This window comes from Draconibacterium orientale (assembly GCF_900111425.1).
GTDB classification, from domain to species: domain Bacteria; phylum Bacteroidota; class Bacteroidia; order Bacteroidales; family Prolixibacteraceae; genus Draconibacterium; species Draconibacterium orientale.
In genome coordinates this window covers 26,057-46,053 of the sequence record NZ_FOHT01000015.1, presented here as the reverse complement: position 1 = coordinate 46,053, position 19,997 = coordinate 26,057, and the positions used below count along the sequence as shown (strand labels likewise).

11 protein-coding genes are annotated in these 19,997 nt (G+C 41.3%); all 11 read left to right on the top strand.

Going from position 1 to position 19,997, the window contains the following annotated elements; genetic code table 11:
• Positions 1 to 5: 5 nt before the first annotated feature.
• The gene (locus BMW53_RS09775) at positions 6 to 437 is read left to right on the top strand and encodes a response regulator (RefSeq protein WP_038555636.1); all 432 of its coding nucleotides are present in this window, start codon (positions 6 to 8) and stop codon (positions 435 to 437) included.
• A gap of 11 nt (positions 438 to 448) precedes the next feature.
• Positions 449 to 3,634: a response regulator gene (locus BMW53_RS09770; RefSeq protein WP_074780587.1), complete on the top strand. Its 3,186-nt coding sequence runs from the start codon at positions 449 to 451 to the stop codon at positions 3,632 to 3,634.
• A 658-nt stretch (positions 3,635 to 4,292) separates the two neighbouring features.
• Entirely contained in the window at positions 4,293 to 5,780 is a 1,488-nt protein-coding gene (locus BMW53_RS09760) for a Gfo/Idh/MocA family protein (RefSeq protein WP_038555628.1), read from the top strand.
• A gap of 165 nt (positions 5,781 to 5,945) precedes the next feature.
• On the top strand, positions 5,946 to 6,989 hold the full coding sequence (locus tag BMW53_RS09755) for a FecR family protein (protein WP_038555625.1): 1,044 nt from the start codon (positions 5,946 to 5,948) through the stop codon (positions 6,987 to 6,989).
• A 186-nt stretch (positions 6,990 to 7,175) separates the two neighbouring features.
• Positions 7,176 to 10,385 carry a SusC/RagA family TonB-linked outer membrane protein gene (locus BMW53_RS09750; RefSeq protein ID WP_051567572.1) on the top strand — a complete coding sequence of 1,070 codons (3,210 nt, stop codon included), beginning with the start codon at positions 7,176 to 7,178 and terminating at the stop codon, positions 10,383 to 10,385.
• A gap of 20 nt (positions 10,386 to 10,405) precedes the next feature.
• Positions 10,406 to 11,878: a RagB/SusD family nutrient uptake outer membrane protein gene (locus BMW53_RS09745; protein WP_217642926.1), complete on the top strand. Its 1,473-nt coding sequence runs from the start codon at positions 10,406 to 10,408 to the stop codon at positions 11,876 to 11,878.
• Between the two features lie 30 nt (positions 11,879 to 11,908).
• The gene (locus BMW53_RS09740) at positions 11,909 to 14,179 is read left to right on the top strand and encodes a tetratricopeptide repeat protein (RefSeq protein WP_038555621.1); all 2,271 of its coding nucleotides are present in this window, start codon (positions 11,909 to 11,911) and stop codon (positions 14,177 to 14,179) included.
• Between the two features lie 87 nt (positions 14,180 to 14,266).
• Positions 14,267 to 14,875, top strand: a complete 609-nt coding sequence (locus BMW53_RS09735) for an RNA polymerase sigma-70 factor (protein ID WP_083404953.1) — start codon at positions 14,267 to 14,269, stop codon at positions 14,873 to 14,875.
• A gap of 149 nt (positions 14,876 to 15,024) precedes the next feature.
• Positions 15,025 to 15,717, top strand: coding sequence for a Crp/Fnr family transcriptional regulator (locus BMW53_RS09730; protein ID WP_038555615.1), 693 nt, complete (start codon positions 15,025 to 15,027; stop codon positions 15,715 to 15,717).
• A gap of 331 nt (positions 15,718 to 16,048) precedes the next feature.
• Complete coding sequence (locus BMW53_RS09725) at positions 16,049 to 16,948, top strand: discoidin domain-containing protein (RefSeq protein ID WP_038555613.1); 900 nt, start codon at positions 16,049 to 16,051, stop codon at positions 16,946 to 16,948.
• Positions 16,949 to 16,999: 51 nt separating this feature from the next.
• A complete protein-coding gene (locus tag BMW53_RS09720; protein ID WP_051567570.1) occupies positions 17,000 to 19,987 on the top strand; it encodes a SusC/RagA family TonB-linked outer membrane protein in 2,988 nt (995 codons plus the stop codon).
• The last annotated feature ends 10 nt before the right edge of the window (positions 19,988 to 19,997 follow it).

Sequence of the window (19,997 nt, the reverse complement as noted above, 5' to 3'; positions counted from 1 at the left end):
ATATCATGAATAAAAGAAGCCATCAACAACCCATTTTGATTGTAGAAGACAATCCGGTAGACTTAGACCTAACTCTTAGGGCGTTTAAATCACAGAAGCTTGATAATCCTATTCTAACTGCCCGAGATGGTGAAGAAGCCTTGGATTTTATTGAAAAATGGGAAAAGGGAGAACCTCGCCCTGTTGTTATCTTGTTGGATTTGAAGATGCCAAAGGTGAATGGACTTGAAGTTCTTAAGGAACTAAAAACGCACCCACGATTAAAAACTATACCAATTGTTGTCTTAACCACTTCTTCAGAATCGACTGATGTACGCGATGCTTACCAACTTGGTGCTAATTCTTATATTGTAAAACCTGTTGATTTTGAAAAATTCTTAGATGTAGCAAAACAAATTGAATTGTACTGGCGGGTGCTGAATAAAGTTGACGAATAAAACTGTCTATAATGAGATTTTTATTACTAGAAGACAATGCCTCCGATACAGATCTCACTTCTCGTGTCTTGAAAAAAAGCTGGCCCGAATGTGTAATCGAACATGTTTATTCCATAAAAGACGCTCGAAAAATTCTTAATCGAGATTCCAATTTTGATGTTGCATTGCTTGATATGCAGTTACCAGATGGTAACGGGATGGACATTTTAATGGAAATCAGGGAAAAAGCATTTGATATTGCAGTCGCTATGCTTACCGGATCCGGAGATGAAGAAGTTGCTACAGCTGCATTAAAAGCAGGTGCTGACGACTACACCGTAAAAAAGCCTGGTTACACAGATAAAGTTCCCCATTCCGTAAAGTTTGCCCTCGAGAATCATCGACAATTTAAAGAACGCGAATCAGGGATTATTCATGTGTTGTATATTGAACATGATCTGACAGATGTGGATTTAACAAGACGCCATCTCGCACGCTATGCCCCATACATCAAAATTACAAATGTCCCGGATGGGGAGAAGGCCCTTGAACTCCTTTCAAAAACAAGTAAAACTCCGGGCAAAGAAATATATCAGGTGATTCTTATGGATTATCGCCTTCCGGGGATGAATGCCCTTGAACTAATTAAAGAGATCAGGCAGGAACAAAAACTTAATATCCCTATCCTGATTGTTACCGGACATGGTAATGAAGAAGTTGCTGTTCAGGCATTAAAAATAGGTGCGAGCGACTATTTTGTGAAACGAGAAAATTACCTCAACCGGCTCCCATCCCTTATAACCGGAGCATTTCAAAATTGCGAATTGCAACGCAAACAAAAAGCGTTGATTGAAAGCGAAGCTAAATACCGACTTTTGGCAGAAAATTCAGGAGATGTAATTTTTACACTTGATTTTGATTTGAATTACACATACATCAGTCCGGCAGTATATAGTTTCCGTGGATTTACGCCTGAAGAAGTACTGAAGCAAAAATTATCGGATGTTCTTACTATTTCATCATTACAAGTTGTAAAAGCAGCAATAAATAGGATGCTGCCTGAAATAAAACGGAAAGAGAATTTATTCATTGAGCCACAGATGTTGGAATTAGAAATGTTCAAAAAAGATGGCTCCACCATCTGGGCAGAAATCAAGTTAACTATTTCAACCGATTCAGAATTGAAGCCCATAGGTATATTGGGTGTTTCCCGGGATATATCGAAACGTAAAGCTGCGCAGGATGAGTTGCGGAAACTTTCACGGGCTGTTATTCAAAGTCCTGTTAGTATATCTATAACTGATGTAAAAGGGAATATTGAATATGTAAATCCGCAATTCACAAAAATTACAGGCTATACCTTTGACGAGGTGGTTGGTATGAATTCAAGAATACTGAAATCCGGAAAGCAACCTGAATCTTTTTACAAAGAACTGTGGAATACTATTTTGTCAGGAAAGGAGTGGCATAGCGAATTTCAAAACAAAAAGAAAAATGGTGAACTCTATTGGGTAAGATCAAGTATATCATCGTTGGTAAATAAAGCAGGAGAAATCACGCATTTTGTTGGTATTAAGGAAGATATAACAGAGCGGAAAAAGTTGGAAATTATTCAACAAGTGTTAATAAATATTTCTGATGCCATTGTTTCCAAACAAAGTCTCGACGAATTTTTTCAACTCATTTACACTGAGCTCACATCAATTATCAACACAAAAAACTTTTTTGTTTCCTTATATCAGGAACAGACAAAAATGTTCTCTACTATATTTATGTTTGATAGCAAAGATGATGATATTATTGATTTTCCCGCAGGTAAAACGCTGTCAAATTATGTTTTAAGAACAAAACAATCGCAGATTATTGATAAAAATACACTTTTAAAGTTAATCGATGAAGGAGAGGTTGATCTGGTTGGACCAACGCCTGAAGTTTGGATAGGCGTGCCGCTTTTCGAACAAAATGTAGCAATTGGAGTAATGGTTATTCAGAGTTATGAGGGGGAGAGAATGCTGACTTATGATGATTTAAAATTACTTGAATTTGCCGCGCCAGCTATCAGTCTTGCTATTGAAAGAAAAAAGTTTATTGAAGATTTAAAAACTGAAAAGGAGAATGCACAGGCAGCTGATCGTTTAAAATCTGCCTTTTTAAATAATATATCTCACGAAGTAAGAACACCTTTAAATGCGATTCTTGGATTCGGAGAAATGGTGGTGCAGGATGGAATCTCTCAACAGGAAAAAGAAACATATTATAATATCTTACAGAAAAGCAGTAATCGCTTAATTGATACCATCACTGCCTACATGGATATTTCTTTGATAACTTCTGGGAACGTTACAATCCAAAAGAATTCCGTGTCGATAAACAAATTACTTTCAGATATATATGAACGTTTTGAAAGTTATGGGCAGAAAAAGGACCTTATATTTAACATGGATAAGCTCTCTTCTGATTTTGAGATGATTACAGATGAGGAAAAACTGAATAAAATACTGATTCATTTATTGGATAATGCTTTCAAATTTACTCATGAAGGAACAGTAAGTTTTGGGTGCAACTTAAAACAAAATGAACTTGAATTTTTTGTTGAAGATACTGGTGTTGGCATCGATACAGTGGTTTTAAATACTGTTTTTAGGGATTTTGTTCAGGGAGATACACGGATTTCCAGAGGTTACGAAGGGAGTGGTTTAGGCCTATCAATCGCAAAAGGGTTAGTCGAATTACTAGGAGGGCAAATATCGATTAAATCAGTTGAAAGTAAGGGAACAAAGGTGCTTTTTACTTTGCCTGGTGATCAATTAATGGAAACTGAGTCGAAAACGACACGTATTGGTAATTATAAAAAAGTTACCCCGATTATACTTATTGTTGAAGACGATGAGGTAAACCGCCTGTATTTAAGAACAATCATTGAGATGGAAGGGATTGAAACTTTATTGGCAAGTAATGGAAAAGAAGCTATCGAAAAGTGTAGAACACATCTGGAAATCGATGTGGTATTAATGGATATTAAAATGCCGGTAATGGATGGATTGGAAGCGACTAAAAAGATTAGGGAATTCCGACCTGAACTACCCATTATTGCCGTAACGGCCCATGCTGCATCCGGCGATGAGGATAAAGTCCGTAATGCACGCTGCGATGGGTATATTGCCAAACCTTTTGACCGTAATAAGTTAATTTCTCTTCTTAAAAATTATTGCATGTAAGTAAAGCTTGACTTTTGCATCAGATCCCAGAATTTTATTTCAAAATATTCATCAACGAAATAAAATCATTTAAAACTAAAATGATGACAATCCGGTATTTCTTAAGTATTTTTGTTTTATTGAGAACGGAAATGATACCGATGTGGCGTAGAAAAATAGATGGTTATTTTGTGTCATATTTGTACCATTGGTTCTTAAGATGCTGATAATCATATATGGTTATTTTTGAAGAAGTAAAATAAGATTAAAAAATAATCAATAGATTAAAGCGCAGTAGGTTTCAACTTGCTGCGCTTTTTTTGTTGTTAATCCTTTCAGGAAGTATAAAATGTATCCATCGAAATGTTCTGAAAATAACCCGTTGTTTCAGCAGTGGGTTACATGCAAAACGGGGAAATTATAACTTTCTGTCGAAATATTTTAAAATCAAACCCCTGTAAATATTGTGTGCCTTAAACATATTTTGTAACCCTTTTGGTCGGGTGTAAGTATTGAAAGAGAGGTGAATACTTTTTTGCTGTTTGGGCTGCCAGTTTGTTTTTACATCCGGTAATCGCTGTTTCTTTCTTAACATATTCTGCATTTCAGTGTAGGGTAGAAGTGGAAAGTATTCGTCAATAAATCAAAACAGGTACGAAAACTAAAATTAACGAATAAAATGAGTACAAATCGTAGAACATTTTTAAAAAATATTGGCCTTGGAGCAGGTGTTGTTGCCAGTACACCACTAATGGCCTCGGCAAGTGTTAGTGAAAAAGAACAGGTTAAATTTATCCGCAAATCGGCTGAGCATGTTCCGGCAATGAACTTTAACATGTGTGGTTATGCCGCACCAAAACTGGATAAAGTACGAATTGGTTTTGTAGGGATTGGCGACAGGGGCATTGGAGCAGTTGATCGTATGGGTTTTATTGATGGAGTTGAAGTTACTGCCCTTTGCGACACTCGTCAGGCAGCCATTGATGGTGCGCAGGCTTCATTGGCAAAATCCGGTTTGCCTAAAGCAAAAGAATTTACAGGAAGCGATACCGCGTTTAAAGAACTGTGCGATAGCGGACTGGTTGACCTTGTTTACATTGCAACCCCCTGGGAGTGGCACGTACCTGTTGCTTTGGCAGCCATGCGTGGCGGAAATCATGCCGCAGTAGAAGTTTCTACCGCAAAAACGATGGACGAATGTTGGGAAATGGTTGAAGTTTCGGAACAAACCCAAAAACACTGTGTAATTCTTGAAAATTGTTGTTACGATTTCTTTGAGCTGTTAACCTTAAACATGGCACGGCAGGGTGTGTTTGGCGACCTGGTGCACGGCGAAGGGGCTTACATTCATGATTTGGATTACTGGCACTTTAACAAACCACAAGACGATAAACCACGTGGCGACGGAGCTTACGATAAATTATGGCGTCTGCACGAAAACACGCGCAAAGCAAACGTTTACCCAACTCATGGTTTAGGCCCAATTTGCCAGGCAATGGATATTAACAGGGGCGACCGTTTGGATTACCTTACGGCAATGATATCGGACGATTTTACTTTAAAAAACCGCATAAAAGAATTAGCGCCCGATCGTCCGGATTTACAGCAGTTTGTAGGCGTAGAAATGCGTGGTAATATGGATATGCAGATGATTCGTACCGTGAAAGGGCGCACAATCATGATTCAGCATGATATTTCATCGCCGCGCCCATACTCACGCATTCACATGTTGAGTGGAACAAAGTGTTTTGCACAGAAATGGCCTCTGCAACACATTGCATTTGGTCATAACGTAGCTGATGAGGCAAAAATGAAGGAGTTGGAAGAAAAGTACACACCTGAAATTGTAAAACGAATTGGTACCATGGCAAAACAAGTTGGAGGTCATGGAGGAATGGACTTCCTTATGGACTGGCGTTTAATCGACTGTTTGCGTAATGGTTTGCCTATGGATATGGATGTTTATGATGCAGCAACATGGTCGTGTATTACTCCGTTAAGCGAATGGTCGATTGCAAATGGTTCCAAGCCAATTGACATTCCTGATTTTACGCGCGGTGCCTGGAAAACAAATAAACCAATTGAGTTAACCTTAAAGGGCGGTGGAACAACAAAAGTACACAACCTGGGTAAGGCCAACTCGGAAGGACAGTTAAACGTAGGATAAGCAGCACCGAAAAAATACCTGTGCTAACAGAAGTATTCAGCTTAAGAATTATAATTTTGAGCTATTATTTAGGAGCTTAAGATTTGCAGTGTGCCTTAACTCAATTAAAATTTGATGTAAGGGCACACGCTGGATGCCTCTATTTTAAGGAATCAATTTAAATTAATGTCTGGTACGAATAAAAATAGCGAATACCTGCTCTCGAAATCCGTTTTTGGTGCTTTAAGCGATGAGGAGAAATTGCAGCTCGAGAAGTGGATTTCAGAATCGGAAGAGAATGCCCGTGAATACGAGGCTTATCAGCAACTTTGGAAAAAGTCGGAAGATTTGGTTGTTGGTGACGCTATCGACGTGGAAGCTTCGTTGCTAAAAACAAAAGAGCGAATTTCATTTTCCGGATCGAAGAAACGGTGGTTGATTATTGCACGCCAGGTAGCCGCGGTATTATTGGTGTCCATTGCCATCTCGTCGTTATATACGTATGTTTCATCAGCCGGGAAGGAGCATGTTGTATATCAGGATATATCAACTTCCTATGGTACACAAACACAGTTAGAACTGGCTGATGGTACCAAAGTTTGGTTAAATTCCGGAAGCCGTCTGCACTATCCAAACTCTTTCGACAATTTGAAAGAAAGACGTATTGAACTGGTAGGTGAAGCCTTTTTGGAGGTGACGAAAAATGCAGCGAAACCATTTATTGTGCAAACATCGGCGCTTGATGTGAAAGTGCTGGGAACGGCTTTTAATATTTCGGCCTACGAAAATGCTCCGGAGTTAACCGTTGCACTTAAAGAAGGGAAAGTAAGTCTTCTTAAAGCAAATTCCGACGATAAGAGCACCCTGGTTTCGTTATCACCAAACGAAGTGGCAATTTACAATAACGAAAAAGATAATATCGTAATTCAAAAAGAAAAGAGTTTGAATAAATACAATGCCTGGAAAGAGGGTAAACTTGTATTTTTTGAGGATGGAATTGAAACGGTAGTACAAAAACTCGAAAATTGGTACAATGTGGATATTGAACTTGCTGAAGATGATTTAAATGAATTGATCTTTACCGGAACATTCATTAACGGATCAATCGACCAGGTTCTTAGCTATTTAAGTATCTCATCGCCCATTGAATACTCCATACTTCCGGCCTCGAAAGATTCGAATGGTATTTATTCAAAGAGAAAAATCATATTGAAAGGAGCGCAACAATAAGGAGAAATAGTTTTTAAGTTTTAAGAAAAAAAACACAGGGAAGATTTGAGCTCTTCCCTGTGCAAGCTTACCTGAATTGCCCTCAGGTATTAAATTTGATTGAATCTAATTCACGCCAAAAGTAATAAAAAATGCAGATTCACAGGTGTTGCCTGTTGATACCATTTTTTTAAAGTGTATTAGGTTATGAAACTGGTAATTTTTGTAGCAACATTACTGGCCCTCTCGTTTATTTCCATAACGGCTAATTCGCAGAACTCGCGCATTAGCCTAAATCTGGTTGATGTTAGCATTAAGGAAGCTTTACTGGAAATTGAAAATCAAAATCAATATTATTTCCTCTACAACAATAATTTAATGGATGTTGAGCGAAAAGTAAATCTAAACATTCAAAACCAAAGCATAAACGAAGTTGTAGAACTTCTTTTCGAGGGGCAGAATGTGGATTATACCATAAAAGACCAGCTCGTAATTTTGTTTCCGGTCGATGATTCAGAAATTAAAAGCGACAGAATACTTGTTGAAGGAAAAGTTGTTGACAGATTGGGGCAAGCACTGCCCGGAGTTGCCGTTGTCATTCGCGGAACCATATTGGGCACAGTTACTGATGCTGAAGGTAATTTTCAACTAAACATAGCTGAAGAACCGGCAATTCTCGAATTCTCGTTTATTGGATTGGAAAGCCAGGCTTTGGCCTATGGCGATCAGGATTTTTTAATTGTTACCATGAACCCGTTGAGCCGCAATATTGATGAGGTAATAGTTGTAGCTTACGGCACCCAGTCGGCATCTTCGCTTACGGGCTCAGTTCAGGCATTTAACCAGCAACAATTGGCGAATGTAACCAGTCCGCATTTGCTAACTAAATTGCAGGGTGAAGCAACAGGAGTGTTGGTTGCCAATTCTTCAGGAACACCCGGCGAAAAACCCGGCCTGCGCATACGTGGCGAGGGATCGATAAACTACACCAACGAACCGTTGTGGGTGGTTGATGGTGTAATTTTTGGGCCTGCTTCGCCGGATATAAATCCCAACGATATTGAATCGGTTTCAGTGCTGAAAGATGCAGCAGCAGCGGCCTTGTACGGATCGCGGGCATCAAACGGTGTGATCATGGTGCGCACAAAAACCGGGAAAATAAACACATCGAGTTTCAACCTGAAAACCAGTACCGGAATTACACGGGTAAACCAAGGTAACCTCACCCTGATGAATGGACAGGAGTTGTACGATTACGTAATGTCGATGGATGGCGATAAATTGCCGGGGCAGTTTCCTCCGGCTAATTCTGAAAGCGTGATAAATGGAGTCGATTGGCAGGATATCGCCTTTCAAAACGGCATAGTTCACGATTATAATTTATCGTACAGCGGCGGGAATGAAAAAACAATGTTGTACACCAGTTTCGGCTATTTTAACGAAGAAGGAGCTGCGCGCGGGCACCAATGGGAACGGTTTTCGGGTCGCGTAAACCTCGACTATAAAGCTTCGGATAAACTAAAGTTAATTTTGAAAGTGGAAGGGATATACCAAAATAGCTTCAATAACGAAAACGATTTGGTGTTTGGCTCGTATGTGCTGCTTCCGTGGGATAATCCTTATTTCAGCGATGGCACAGTAAAAGTTGGCCGAACAGAAGTTGACGGAGTGAAGTGGTATAGTCGAAATCAGGGGAATCCCTTATACGACATGCAATACAACTACATTGCAAGCCGGAGCATGCAGTACATGAACGATGTGGGTGTGGAATATAAACTCACCGATTGGCTGACTTTCGTTTCGAATAACCGGATAAAAACAAGAACATCGCGAGGTGAACAACTGGCTGATTCGCGCACGGCGGATGGACAAGCCGATTCCGGAATTCTGTATAACGCTTATGGATATGTACGTGATTTATCGACCAGTAATGTGTTGCGTTTTAACAAAGAAAATACCGATCACTCGGTATTTGGTATTGTGGCATACGAATATACGCAATCGTACATTGATGGAATGAACGGCGAAGGAAAAGGAATTTATCCGTCGCTTGAAATTCTGAACGGAGCGTCGGAGTCAAAATCAATTGGTGGAAGTAAGTCAAAATCGGCCTTTTTATCCATATTGTCGAATGTGCAATACGTGTACAAAAACAAGTACATGATGCAGCTTTCGTACCGCCGCGACGGATCGTCGAGATTTGGCTCCAACCAACGATTCGGTGATTTTTATTCGGTGGGTACGTCGTGGGTTGTTACGAAAGAGAATTTTATGCAATCGGTGGGGTGGGTAAATAATTTGAAACTCCGCCTTAGTTATGGCTCGGTAGGAAATGCCAATATTGCCGATTACGTGGCGCTGGGGCTTTATAACATGACCGTTCAATACAATGGCGAACCGGGAGGATTTCCGCGCAGGCTGCCCAATCCCGACCTTACCTGGGAATCGAATAAAAACTTCAACTTCGGGGTTGATACGCGATTATTCGATCGGGTAAACGTAACCGTTGATGCCTATGATAAACGGACAGACAACCTGCTGCAAGATGTTCCGCTGCCATTGGTAACCGGCTTTTATTGGTTTACCGATAATGTGGGCTCCATTCAAAACCGCGGACTGGAATTCAGCCTGGAAACCGAAATTGTAAAGTCGTCTCCGTTTTTATGGAATACCAGCCTTAATATGAGTTTTAATAAAAACAAAGTGCTGAGGTTAAACGACGGGAAAGACATTTCGATGGGCAATAAAATCATTCGCGAAGGCTGGGACATTAACACCTGGTACATGCGAAAGTGGGCCGGAGTTGATCCATCGAACGGTAATCCTTTATGGGAAAAAGTTACCACCGCCGCAGATGGCACGAAAATCATTGAGAAAACATCGAAATACAGTGAGGCAACGCTACAAAATATGGATAGCTCGTCGCCTAAATTTTTTGGAGGTTTTATGAATACCTTCGTTTACAAACAGTTTAAATTGGATGCCAGTTTTAACTTTGTTTATGGCAATAAAATATATCATTTGTTACGAGAGTCGCTGGATAACGACGGCGCTTATCCCACCTACAACGCCATAAAATTACCCGACGGTTGGAGTCGTTGGGAAAAACCGGGCGATATTGCCACACATCCACGGCCGGTGTTATTGGGTAACAAGTTGTCGAACAAACCATCGTCGCGTTATTTGGAGGATGGAAGTTACCTTCGCCTGAATTACCTGAGTTTATCATACACCTTACCAGGCACTTTGGTTCAAAAAGTGGGATTAAACCGGGCCGAACTAAAGTTAAGTGGCGAAAACCTGTGGACATTAAGCAACTTTTCGGGAATGGATCCTGAAGTGGGAATTGAAGGATATGGCGGAACACTGTATCCGGTAACGCGCAAGTATATATTGGGATTGGAAATAAACTTTTAAATCAGCAAATGGAATTCACGATGATAAGGAGATTGTTTTTATACCTGCTAATGTTATTCGTTGCTTTTGGCTGTAACTTAAATTACCAGCCTTACGATGGGATTCCTGAATCGGAACTGAAAGAAGATATAATTGGGTTGAATGGGGCCACAATTGGGAATTATAACTATTTGAAAGATGGTTATTACCAGCGCAATTTTCACTTTTTTGGCGAATATGGCGGCGATAATGTTTCGTTAAGCGGAACAACCAGCGATCATTTATTTTTTTGCTACAACTACGAGCATTTTCCGGCCATGACTAACACCACCTATTTCTGGGAAAAAGCTTACCAGTTAATGGTTGGTTGCAACAAAGTAATTCTTTCCATCGACGACAATTCATCAGCTGAATTAAAACAGTTGAAAGGCGAAAACCTGTATCTCCGTGCGCAAACGCTGTTTCATTTGGTAAACACTTTTGGAAGACCTTATTACCAAAGTCCTGAAACAAATTTGGGTGTTCCCATGAAATTAGACGACCAGGTTATAAATGTTCCAACCCGTGGAACCGTAAAGGAAGTTTACGACCGGATAATTGCCGATTTATTGCAGGCCGAAGCGTTGATGGGAAGCGAGCGGTCGAATATTTATGCCTCGAAAGAAGTGGCGCAGGCCCTGCTTTCGCGCGTGTATCTGTACATGTCGGGCACACCCGAAAACCCGAATTTAAGTTATGCGCAAAAAGCAAAGGAATATGCCGGTAAAGTCATCGAATCCGACCGATACAGGCTTTTGGGAACCGAAGATTACAAAACCTATTTCCGGAAATTGCCCGAGCAAAATACCGAAACAATATTTGCGGTAAAACACAACGTTGATGTTGACGATCGTGGCTGGGAATCGATCGGTTCCATGTACAACCACATCGCAAGCCAGGGTTGGGGCGAAATGTATGCATCCGAACCTTACCGCGATTTGCTTGACGAGAATGCCGAAGATGCCCGCCATGCTTTTATCGAGCCGCAATACGAAAGCGATGGTGTAACTTTAAAGGAGCGCAATGGCTACCCGATTTACTACATCAACAAGTTTTCGATGCAGGAAGAGCGGCCCACGTTAAGTTCTCCGGTTTACCTGCGTTTAGCCGAAATGTATTTAAATCGCGCCGAGGCCAATGTCAAACTGGGCTTAAACGACGAAGCCATCGATGATGTGAATATAATTCGTGAACGTGCCGGGTTAAGTGGGGATGCGCTGTATTCGCCAAACGATTTAAAAGGCCGTGAAAGTGTATTTCATGTGGTGCTTGAAGAGCGCCGTTTAGAACTGGCTTTTGAAGCGCAACGAAAATGGGATATTTTCCGGAATGGTTTAACGCTGGATCGTAATTACCCGGGAACCCACGAACAGGGCGATGCCTTGTTATTTGTGCCCCCCGATCATCCGCGGGTTGTGTTTTACATTCCCGAATCGCAAATTCTTGTGCAGGATAATTTAGTTCAAAATCCGTAGTGCCAAATGGGGCATTGTTAATCAATTTCTATGCAAAATAAAGTTATCATCGTAAAAACAATTTTATTATTCACCTTAAGTGTTTTAATGCTGGCATGTGGCAAGCAGCCACCCAAAACATTTGATGCGAAAATCAGCTATCCGGCGGATGGAACTGTTTTTCCTCCCGAATTTCCGCCACCTACTTGTTTTTGGGAAACCACTGGCAACACAAATTCTACGTGGAAGGTAAGTGTTTTGGATGCAGAAAATCAAGTTTTGCATGAATCAAAAGTTAGTGTAGAGAGGCGTTGGTCTCCTTCGTATGAAGTTTGGGAGGCGTTAAAACAACAGGCAAAACAGCAACCCGTATCGCTTGTTTTGGCGGCTATCGATGAGATGCAAAAAGCAATTCCGGTGGATACGGTTTCCTTTCAGTTTTCTGCCGATTCGGTTGGTGCACCCATTTTTTACCGCTCCGTTCCGCTGCCTTTTAAATTTGCCCGCGAGAATTTAACCGAGGTGCGCTGGCAACTGGGCAACATTGGTTCAGCCGACGCACCGGCTACCGTTTTAAGCGATATTCCGGTTTGTGGAAACTGCCATTCGGTTTCGGCCGATGGAGGCACTTTGGCGATGGATGTTGATGCCCGCGACGAAAAAGGGGCCTATGCCATTGTTGAGGTGGGCGAAGAAACCGTTATGTCGGAGAAGGAGATAATGAATTGGAGCAATTTTGTAAACGGTGAGTTTACTTACGGGCTGCTTTCGCAAATTTCGCCCGACAGCCGGTATGTGGTTAGCACATTAAAAGACTCGGAGATTTTTGTCGATCGCAACGACCTGGAATATTCGCAGCTGTTTTTTCCGTTTAAAGGTATTTTGAGTGTTTATGACCGGGTAGAAGAGAAATACTTCGAGTTGGAAGGAGCCAACGATACCAATTACGTGCACAGTAATCCCAGCTGGGGGCCAAATGGCGAGTACATTTATTTTACACGCTCGAGTGCTGCCCATTTGGAGGAGAGTGGAATTTTCAGAGGTTCGCAAGCCGTCGATTATAAAGCCTACAACAAGTTTTTGAATGCCTTTCTGGAGCGCGAAAAACTTTTTAAGTTCGATATTTACCGCATTCCGTTTAACAACGGCAAAGGCGGAAAAGCCGAGCCGGTACCGGGAGCATCGAACAACGGCATGAGCAATTATTTCCCACGTTTTACTCCCGATGGCAAATACATGATCTTCTGTAAAGCCGAAAGTTTTATGTTGCTGATGCCCGACAGTAAATTGTATATTCAACCGGTTGATGGGGGCGAAACACGTTTAATGAATTGTAATTCGGATAACATGAACTCGTGGCATTCGACTTCTCCCAATAGTCGCTGGATGGTTTTTTCATCGAAAAAATACGGTCCTTATACACAGTTGCTGCTCACCCATATTGATGAAGACGGTAATGATTCGCCACCAGTTTATCTCGAGTATTTCGCCGCTGGAAATCGGGCTGCCAATATTCCGGAATTCATAAATATGTCGCCGGATGCCAAATTTGAAATTGTACCAAAGTTTTTGGAAGACGATGCTTTTGCATTGCGAATGGGCGAGATCAAATCGAAGGTAAAAAAGTATGAGGAAGCGCTGAAATATTTTAAGAACGCGCTTGAATTTAATCCCAAAAACCCGGATGCACATCACGGCTTAGCACATGCGCTAATGATGTTGAAACAGCCAACTGAAGCAATGACGCATTTTAACAAGGCAGTGCAACTGAATCCCGGGAAAGCGGAATATTTGCTGAGCCGCGGAAATGCCAATCTTACCTTAAAAAATGAGGATAAAGCGTTAGATGATTTTAACCGGGCAATTGCCATCGACGAGTTAAATTTTATGGCATACAGTAATCGCGGAATGTTGTGGCGCCAAAAACGAAACCTGGAAAAAGCTTTGGCCGATTTTAACCGGTCGATTGAGTTGAATCCCGAAAGTAATGTAACGTATATCAACCGTGGAGTTATTTATGCTATTACCAAAAAATACGACGAGGCACTGGCCGATTTTGATGCTTCGATTGGCTTAAACCCGTCGGATTTATCGGCCTATTTTGGTAAAGCAAAAGTATATCAGGAGATAAAGGAAAATAACAAGGCGCTGGAGGTGTATTCGCAGGCTGTTTCGCAAGCGGTGAATGATCCCGAAACGTATTTTAACCGGGCCATGTTTTTTATGCAAACCAACGATAAAACCTCGGCAAGGAACGACTTGCAAATTGCAGCCGGAATGAATTACGAACCGGCCTTGAAAATGTTGAAGGAGATGCGCTGAAACGGGCATTATTAGTCGTGCTTAGTGTTTTGTTAAATAGGAATACGAATGTGATTAACCAAAGAATTTAGGCTTTAATGGCTATATTTGGGCCGCAAGAAAACAGGAATGCCGGAAAGCGAAATCCAAAATAATAGTTTCGTATTAGCTGAGCTTGCCAGGGGGCAGGAAAGAGCGTTCGACTTTATTTTCAGAAAATACTACAAAGCACTTTGTGCCCAGGCAGCAGTGTATGTTAAAGATATTGATGAAGCTCAGGGCATTGTTCAGGAATCGTTTATAAAACTTTGGGGGAAACGCGAAGAGGCAGAGTCGATAAAAAACCTGCCCAGCTACCTCACTTCAATGGTGCGTAACCAGTGTATCGACCACCTACGAAAGGTTAATGTGTTGAATAAAACGCATCAGCAGGGAGCAACAACAGATGAGGTTGAAAACACCACCGAAAACCTGGTCCTGGCGCACGAATTCGAGGAAAAACTGGTTATAGCCTTGTCGAATTTACCCGAGCGCTGCCGGATGGCTTTTGAATACAGCCGCTTCGAAAATCTTACTTACCCCGAGATTGCCGAAAAAATGGGGATCTCGGTGAAAGCTGTTGAAGCGCTGATTAGCCGGGCGTTAAAAACATTACGTACCGAACTGAAAGATTATCTCCCGCTTCTAATGCTGCTTTTCAAAATATCACCATTTTAATTCACGCCTCATTTCCGCAAAATATCTGCGTGAAATAAAAAATCGTTGCGGATTTTAGTTTCCCAGAGTAGGGTACGTGCGTCTCACTTTCGTCAATAAACAAATGGCAGACAAACTGCATCATTCAGTAATTTAATAGTGAGATTGAATTGAAAAAGAGTAGAATAAATAGTACAACCGTTAACCTAAGGTTTATTCATTTATTTAAGCACTTAACGCTTCAGGAGCTGGCTGACCTGAGTAAGCATTTACACCTGGTTGAGCTGAATGTTGGAGAAGCGCTTTATCGTCCCGGACAAAAATTAAAAGGGATTTATTTTATCGAGCGCGGCGTTTTAAAACAATACAAAATCGGGTCGAAAAATAAGGAGCAAATCTATCAGATTCTCAGCTATAACGATATGGTGGGCTTCGACTCGGCATTAAACCAAATACCTGCAACCGAGTTTACAACCTGCATGGAAAAGGCCCGGTTGATTTTTGTTCCTATTGAAATTGTAAACAAACTATTTGCTGAAAACGTACAGGTTCGAATGCAGCTTTTGCAATTGAGTTGCCGCGAGTTGGGAGCCGCACAAAACACCATTATCAGTTTTTCACAGAAATCGAACCGACAACGGGTTATTGATCTGTTACTCGATTTGCGTGAACGATTTAACCTGGATCAGGACAATATGATTAACGTTTCGATAAAACGTATTGAAATTGCCGGACATATTGGAGCCAACGAAGAAAATACCATACGAATATTATCAGACTTACGAAAAAAACGACTTATACAAACTAAAGGCAGAAAAATCGGAATCCTGGAATTGAACAGGTTCGGAGAAGCTTATTCCTGATCCGGATTATTTTACTTCAGTGCTTCAGCTTTCTAAGGTTGAGGCTTATACAAAACATGGCATTATAAGTTCTTGGCTAGTGTCATGTGTCTATTATGTGTTCTGTTAAAAAGAATAATGTAAATCAAAGTGTCTTTAAAAACGACAATTGTTTGCTTTTGTTTCGTTTTAATCAATTTTTTGCATAGGGTGCCCCCGTTTGAGGCTCGTCAGTTTATAAATAATTGGCGCGAGATTGTTTATAAGCCACGCTAAGAGGAGACACAAGTATTAATAATTAGTTGAGAGAATTATTTATGTCAAACAAATTAATCTACAAAAATCGAAAAAAATGAAAAGAAGTAATTATGAAAAAATGCTGCACAACGGGGTTTCCAAACTCTCCGTTTTTATGCTTGCATTGGCGGTAGTGTTCTTTACTGCCAGTTGCGACGATGAGAAAGTTGGCACGCTGCCAACCACAGTAACCGGAGAGGTTACCGAAATTGCTGACATTAACGCTGTGGTTAGTGGAAGTGTTACCGACAACGGAGGATCAGACATTCTGGCTTTAGGAATTTGCTGGACTGATGAAGACCGGGAGCCAACAACAATGGACAATTTTGTTCCGGTTGGAAAATTTACCCTGGATGGGATAGCGGAAGAATACTGGAACTATTCGATTACCCTGAATGGTTTAACCGCAAAATCGGATTACAAAGTACGGGCCTACGCAGCCAACGAAGCCGGCACTTCGTATGGCGAAACCATTTCTTTCTCTACAAAGGCCGGAAAAACTTTCCATGCTTTAACGCCTGATATGATTGATACTTATACGCAGGAAGAATCGGAAGGGCCAAAAGACGCGTTAGTGGATGACAATTTTGATAGCTACTGGCACTCGGCATGGTCGGATGGTGTTGCACCGCTGCCACACCACATTCAAATAACTTTTGCTGAAGCTAAAAATATTGGTGGTTTCCAGTTCTGGACACGAAGCACCGGTACAAGAGGAAACGACCCGGTACAATTTGATGTGCAAACCAGTGCCGACGGAGTGGATTATACTACTGTGTGGACTTCGGATGTGTTGGAAACTGCAACCCGTCCTGATGCCAACACCGTTTCGCTCGACAAAAACTATTCATCAAAATATTTTAGAATTCGAATTATTGAAACTCGCACTCCGGGATTAACCCACACTACAATGAGTGAATTTAAAGTATTCGACGATGGTTTGCTGGCTTATTAAGGCACGGCGGATAACAAGTCATTCTAAAATTACAGAACAAAGACAAAAATTATGAGATATATACAAAATTTCGTTTCTGATCGAAAAAACAATAAAAACATTTTCGTTTCGGGCATAAACAAGGCATTCAGCCTGCTTATGTTTATGTTCTTGTTTGCAACATTTGCAAATGCACAGTCAACCACAATTTCCGGTACCGTAACCGATAGCCAAACCAACGAATCGTTACCGGGTGTAAGTATTGTTGTTAAAGGTACCACCATTGGGATTACCAGCGATTTTGATGGCAATTATTCGCTTGAAGTGCCCGAAGCCAATGCAACGCTGGTATTTTCGTTTGTAGGTTACGAAAAACAGGAGATTGCAACAGAAGGCAAAACTACGATTAATGTTTCGTTGGTTAGTTCTACTACCGATCTCGACGAGGTAATGGTTGTGGCCTACGGGACCACCAAAAAATCGAATTTAACAGGATCGGCAGTTGCTATCGATGCTGAAGAACTAAAAGATGTTTTTGCACCAAACGTAGCATCAATGTTACAAGGTAAAGTAGCCGGTATGCACACCAGCACAAGCAGTGGTAAGCCGGGAGCCAGCACCGAAATTACTATTCGTGGTAAAGGTTCGCTGTCGGGTACAACAAAACCGCTTTGGGTTGTTGATGGTATTATTATGGGCAACGACGATCCGGGTTTTAGCCCCGATGATATTGAAAGTATTACCGTTTTAAAAGATGCATCGGCCACCTCGTTGTATGGTTCGCTGGCTGCAAACGGTGTTATTCTGTTGCAAACCAAACGAGCTGAAAAAGGTATGTCGGTTGTTAATGTTAACGCATCGTACGGTGCTACTACATTTAATACCGGAAACTTTTCGTTAATGAACTCGCAGGAGTTGTACGACTACCAAAAAACCTGGAATCCGAACGTTACTGAAGATGTATTGAATACCGATACCGACTGGATGAACATTGGTACACAAACCGGGCAGGCTCAGGAATACAACGTAAACTACTCGGGTGGAAACGATAAAATTCTGGCTTACTTGTCGGGTACTTACTACAACGAAACAGGTGCTTTAAAAGGCTACGAATACGAGCGTTTTTCGGGTATTGCCAACCTTGAGATCAATGCAACAGAACGACTTTTGATCAAAACAAATCTTTCGGGTAACTATACAAATACATTCAACCAGGAACACTCAACTTATAACATGTTTACTTACATGCCATGGGACGAACCTTATTTACCTGACGGATCGGTTTTGGATCCACGCGTTGACAGTGGAAAAGAATACCTGCTTGAAAATGGTAAAGTATGGTACGGCCGCGACGAAAACAACTATTTGTACGACCTGCAATACAATTACGGCACAACGCGTGGTAACAATTTACGCATTAACATTGGCGTTGATTATAAAATTAACGAGTGGCTTACATTCTCGTCAATGAACAACATTGCGCTGGGTAACGGACAGGAAGAATCTTATACCGATCCACGTTCGATTGGGGGTCAGGCCGACAGAGGTAGATTATACGAAAAATACAGTTTTAGCAGAACACGTTTCACCAACCAAATGCTCCGTTTCAAAAAAACGTTCGACCAGCATAACCTGAATGCCTTTGTGGCCTGGGAATACAGCGATTACCATGCTGATAATTCAGAAGCAACTGGTAAAGGTGTTGCGGCAGGTTTAACTGTGCTTAATGCCACTGCCGAAGCTGTTAGCGTTGGAGGAGGAAAATGGGAAAGTGCAAAACAAAGTATGTTGGTTAACTTACAGTATGCTTACGATAACAAATATTTGGCAACAGCATCATTCAACCGTCAGGGGTCAAGTAGTTTCGGTCCGAACAACCAATACGGTAATTTCTGGTCGGCAAGTTTAGGTTGGAACCTGCACCACGAAGACTTTATGAGCAATGTAAAATGGGTTGATGTATTAAAATGGTCGGCCAGTATGGGGCAGGTTGGTAACGCTCCGGACGGATTCCAGTACCTTGGTTACTATGCTTTTGTGGCTCAATATAACGGAAACAGTGCTGCAACGCCCTACCAAAAAGGGAATCCCGATATTAGCTGGGAGAAAGTTACCAGCTACAACACAGCCATTAACACACGTTTGTTTAATCGCGTTGGTTTAAACCTCGATTTATACTATAAAAACAGCGACAATCTGTTAACTTATGTTCCGCTTCCTGCATTGTCGGGTTATAATGGGGTTTGGATGAACGTTGGTCGTGTTACCAACAAAGGTTACGAATTGTCGGTTACGCCTGAGATCGTAAAAACATCGAAATTTAACTGGGACATGACCATCAACTTTGCCTATAACAAAAACCGGGTAGAGGAATTGTATGAAGATAAAGCTTATACATCAGGAAACGTTCGTATTGAGCAGGGTTACGATATGGATTCGTACTACCAGCGTATTTGGTACGGCGCAAATCCATCAAATGGCGAACCATTGTGGGAGCAAATTGTAGTAAACGAAGATGGTACTGAATCGGTTGAGTTGACATCGAATTACGCCGATGCCACTTTGCAGTATGTCGGATCGAAAGCTACACCAAGCTACACCGGTGGAGTATTGAATACCTTTACTTACAACAATTTTACTTTAAGAGCAAACATTGGTTTTGTTGAGGATATATACAAATACAATGGCAACCGCGAGTTATTCGACAGCGATGGTTCGTATGCTTCGTTCAATAATATGAATCTTGCCGATGGCTGGAGCCGTTGGGAAAAACCAGGTGATATTGCTACGCATCCAAAACCATTTAATGGCGGAGTGAATGCCAACAAACCTTCATCGCGTTACCTGGAAGATGCCAGTTACATCCGTTTGCGTAATGTAACACTGTCGTACCGTTTGCCAAAAGTAGCCACCGACGCTATTAAAGTTAAAAACGCTTCAGTTTATATCAGTGGCGACAACCTGGTAACTATTACCGATTGGTCGGGTATGGATCCGGAATCAGGAGCGCTTTACCCATTGTCGAAAAAGATATTGGCTGGTGTGAAAATCAACTTTTAGCAAAAACAGT

What these genes read in the sequence shown, in the direction of transcription:
- BMW53_RS09775 (WP_038555636.1), top strand. Translation starts at nt 6, where the DNA reads ATGAATAAAAGAAGCCATCAACAACCCATTTTGATTGTAGAAGACAAT.
- BMW53_RS09770 (WP_074780587.1), top strand. Translation starts at nt 449, where the DNA reads ATGAGATTTTTATTACTAGAAGACAATGCCTCCGATACAGATCTCACT.
- BMW53_RS09760 (WP_038555628.1), top strand. Translation starts at nt 4,293, where the DNA reads ATGAGTACAAATCGTAGAACATTTTTAAAAAATATTGGCCTTGGAGCA.
- BMW53_RS09755 (WP_038555625.1), top strand. Translation starts at nt 5,946, where the DNA reads ATGTCTGGTACGAATAAAAATAGCGAATACCTGCTCTCGAAATCCGTT.
- BMW53_RS09750 (WP_051567572.1), top strand. Translation starts at nt 7,176, where the DNA reads ATGAAACTGGTAATTTTTGTAGCAACATTACTGGCCCTCTCGTTTATT.
- BMW53_RS09745 (WP_217642926.1), top strand. Translation starts at nt 10,406, where the DNA reads ATGATAAGGAGATTGTTTTTATACCTGCTAATGTTATTCGTTGCTTTT.
- BMW53_RS09740 (WP_038555621.1), top strand. Translation starts at nt 11,909, where the DNA reads ATGCAAAATAAAGTTATCATCGTAAAAACAATTTTATTATTCACCTTA.
- BMW53_RS09725 (WP_038555613.1), top strand. Translation starts at nt 16,049, where the DNA reads ATGAAAAGAAGTAATTATGAAAAAATGCTGCACAACGGGGTTTCCAAA.
- BMW53_RS09720 (WP_051567570.1), top strand. Translation starts at nt 17,000, where the DNA reads ATGAGATATATACAAAATTTCGTTTCTGATCGAAAAAACAATAAAAAC.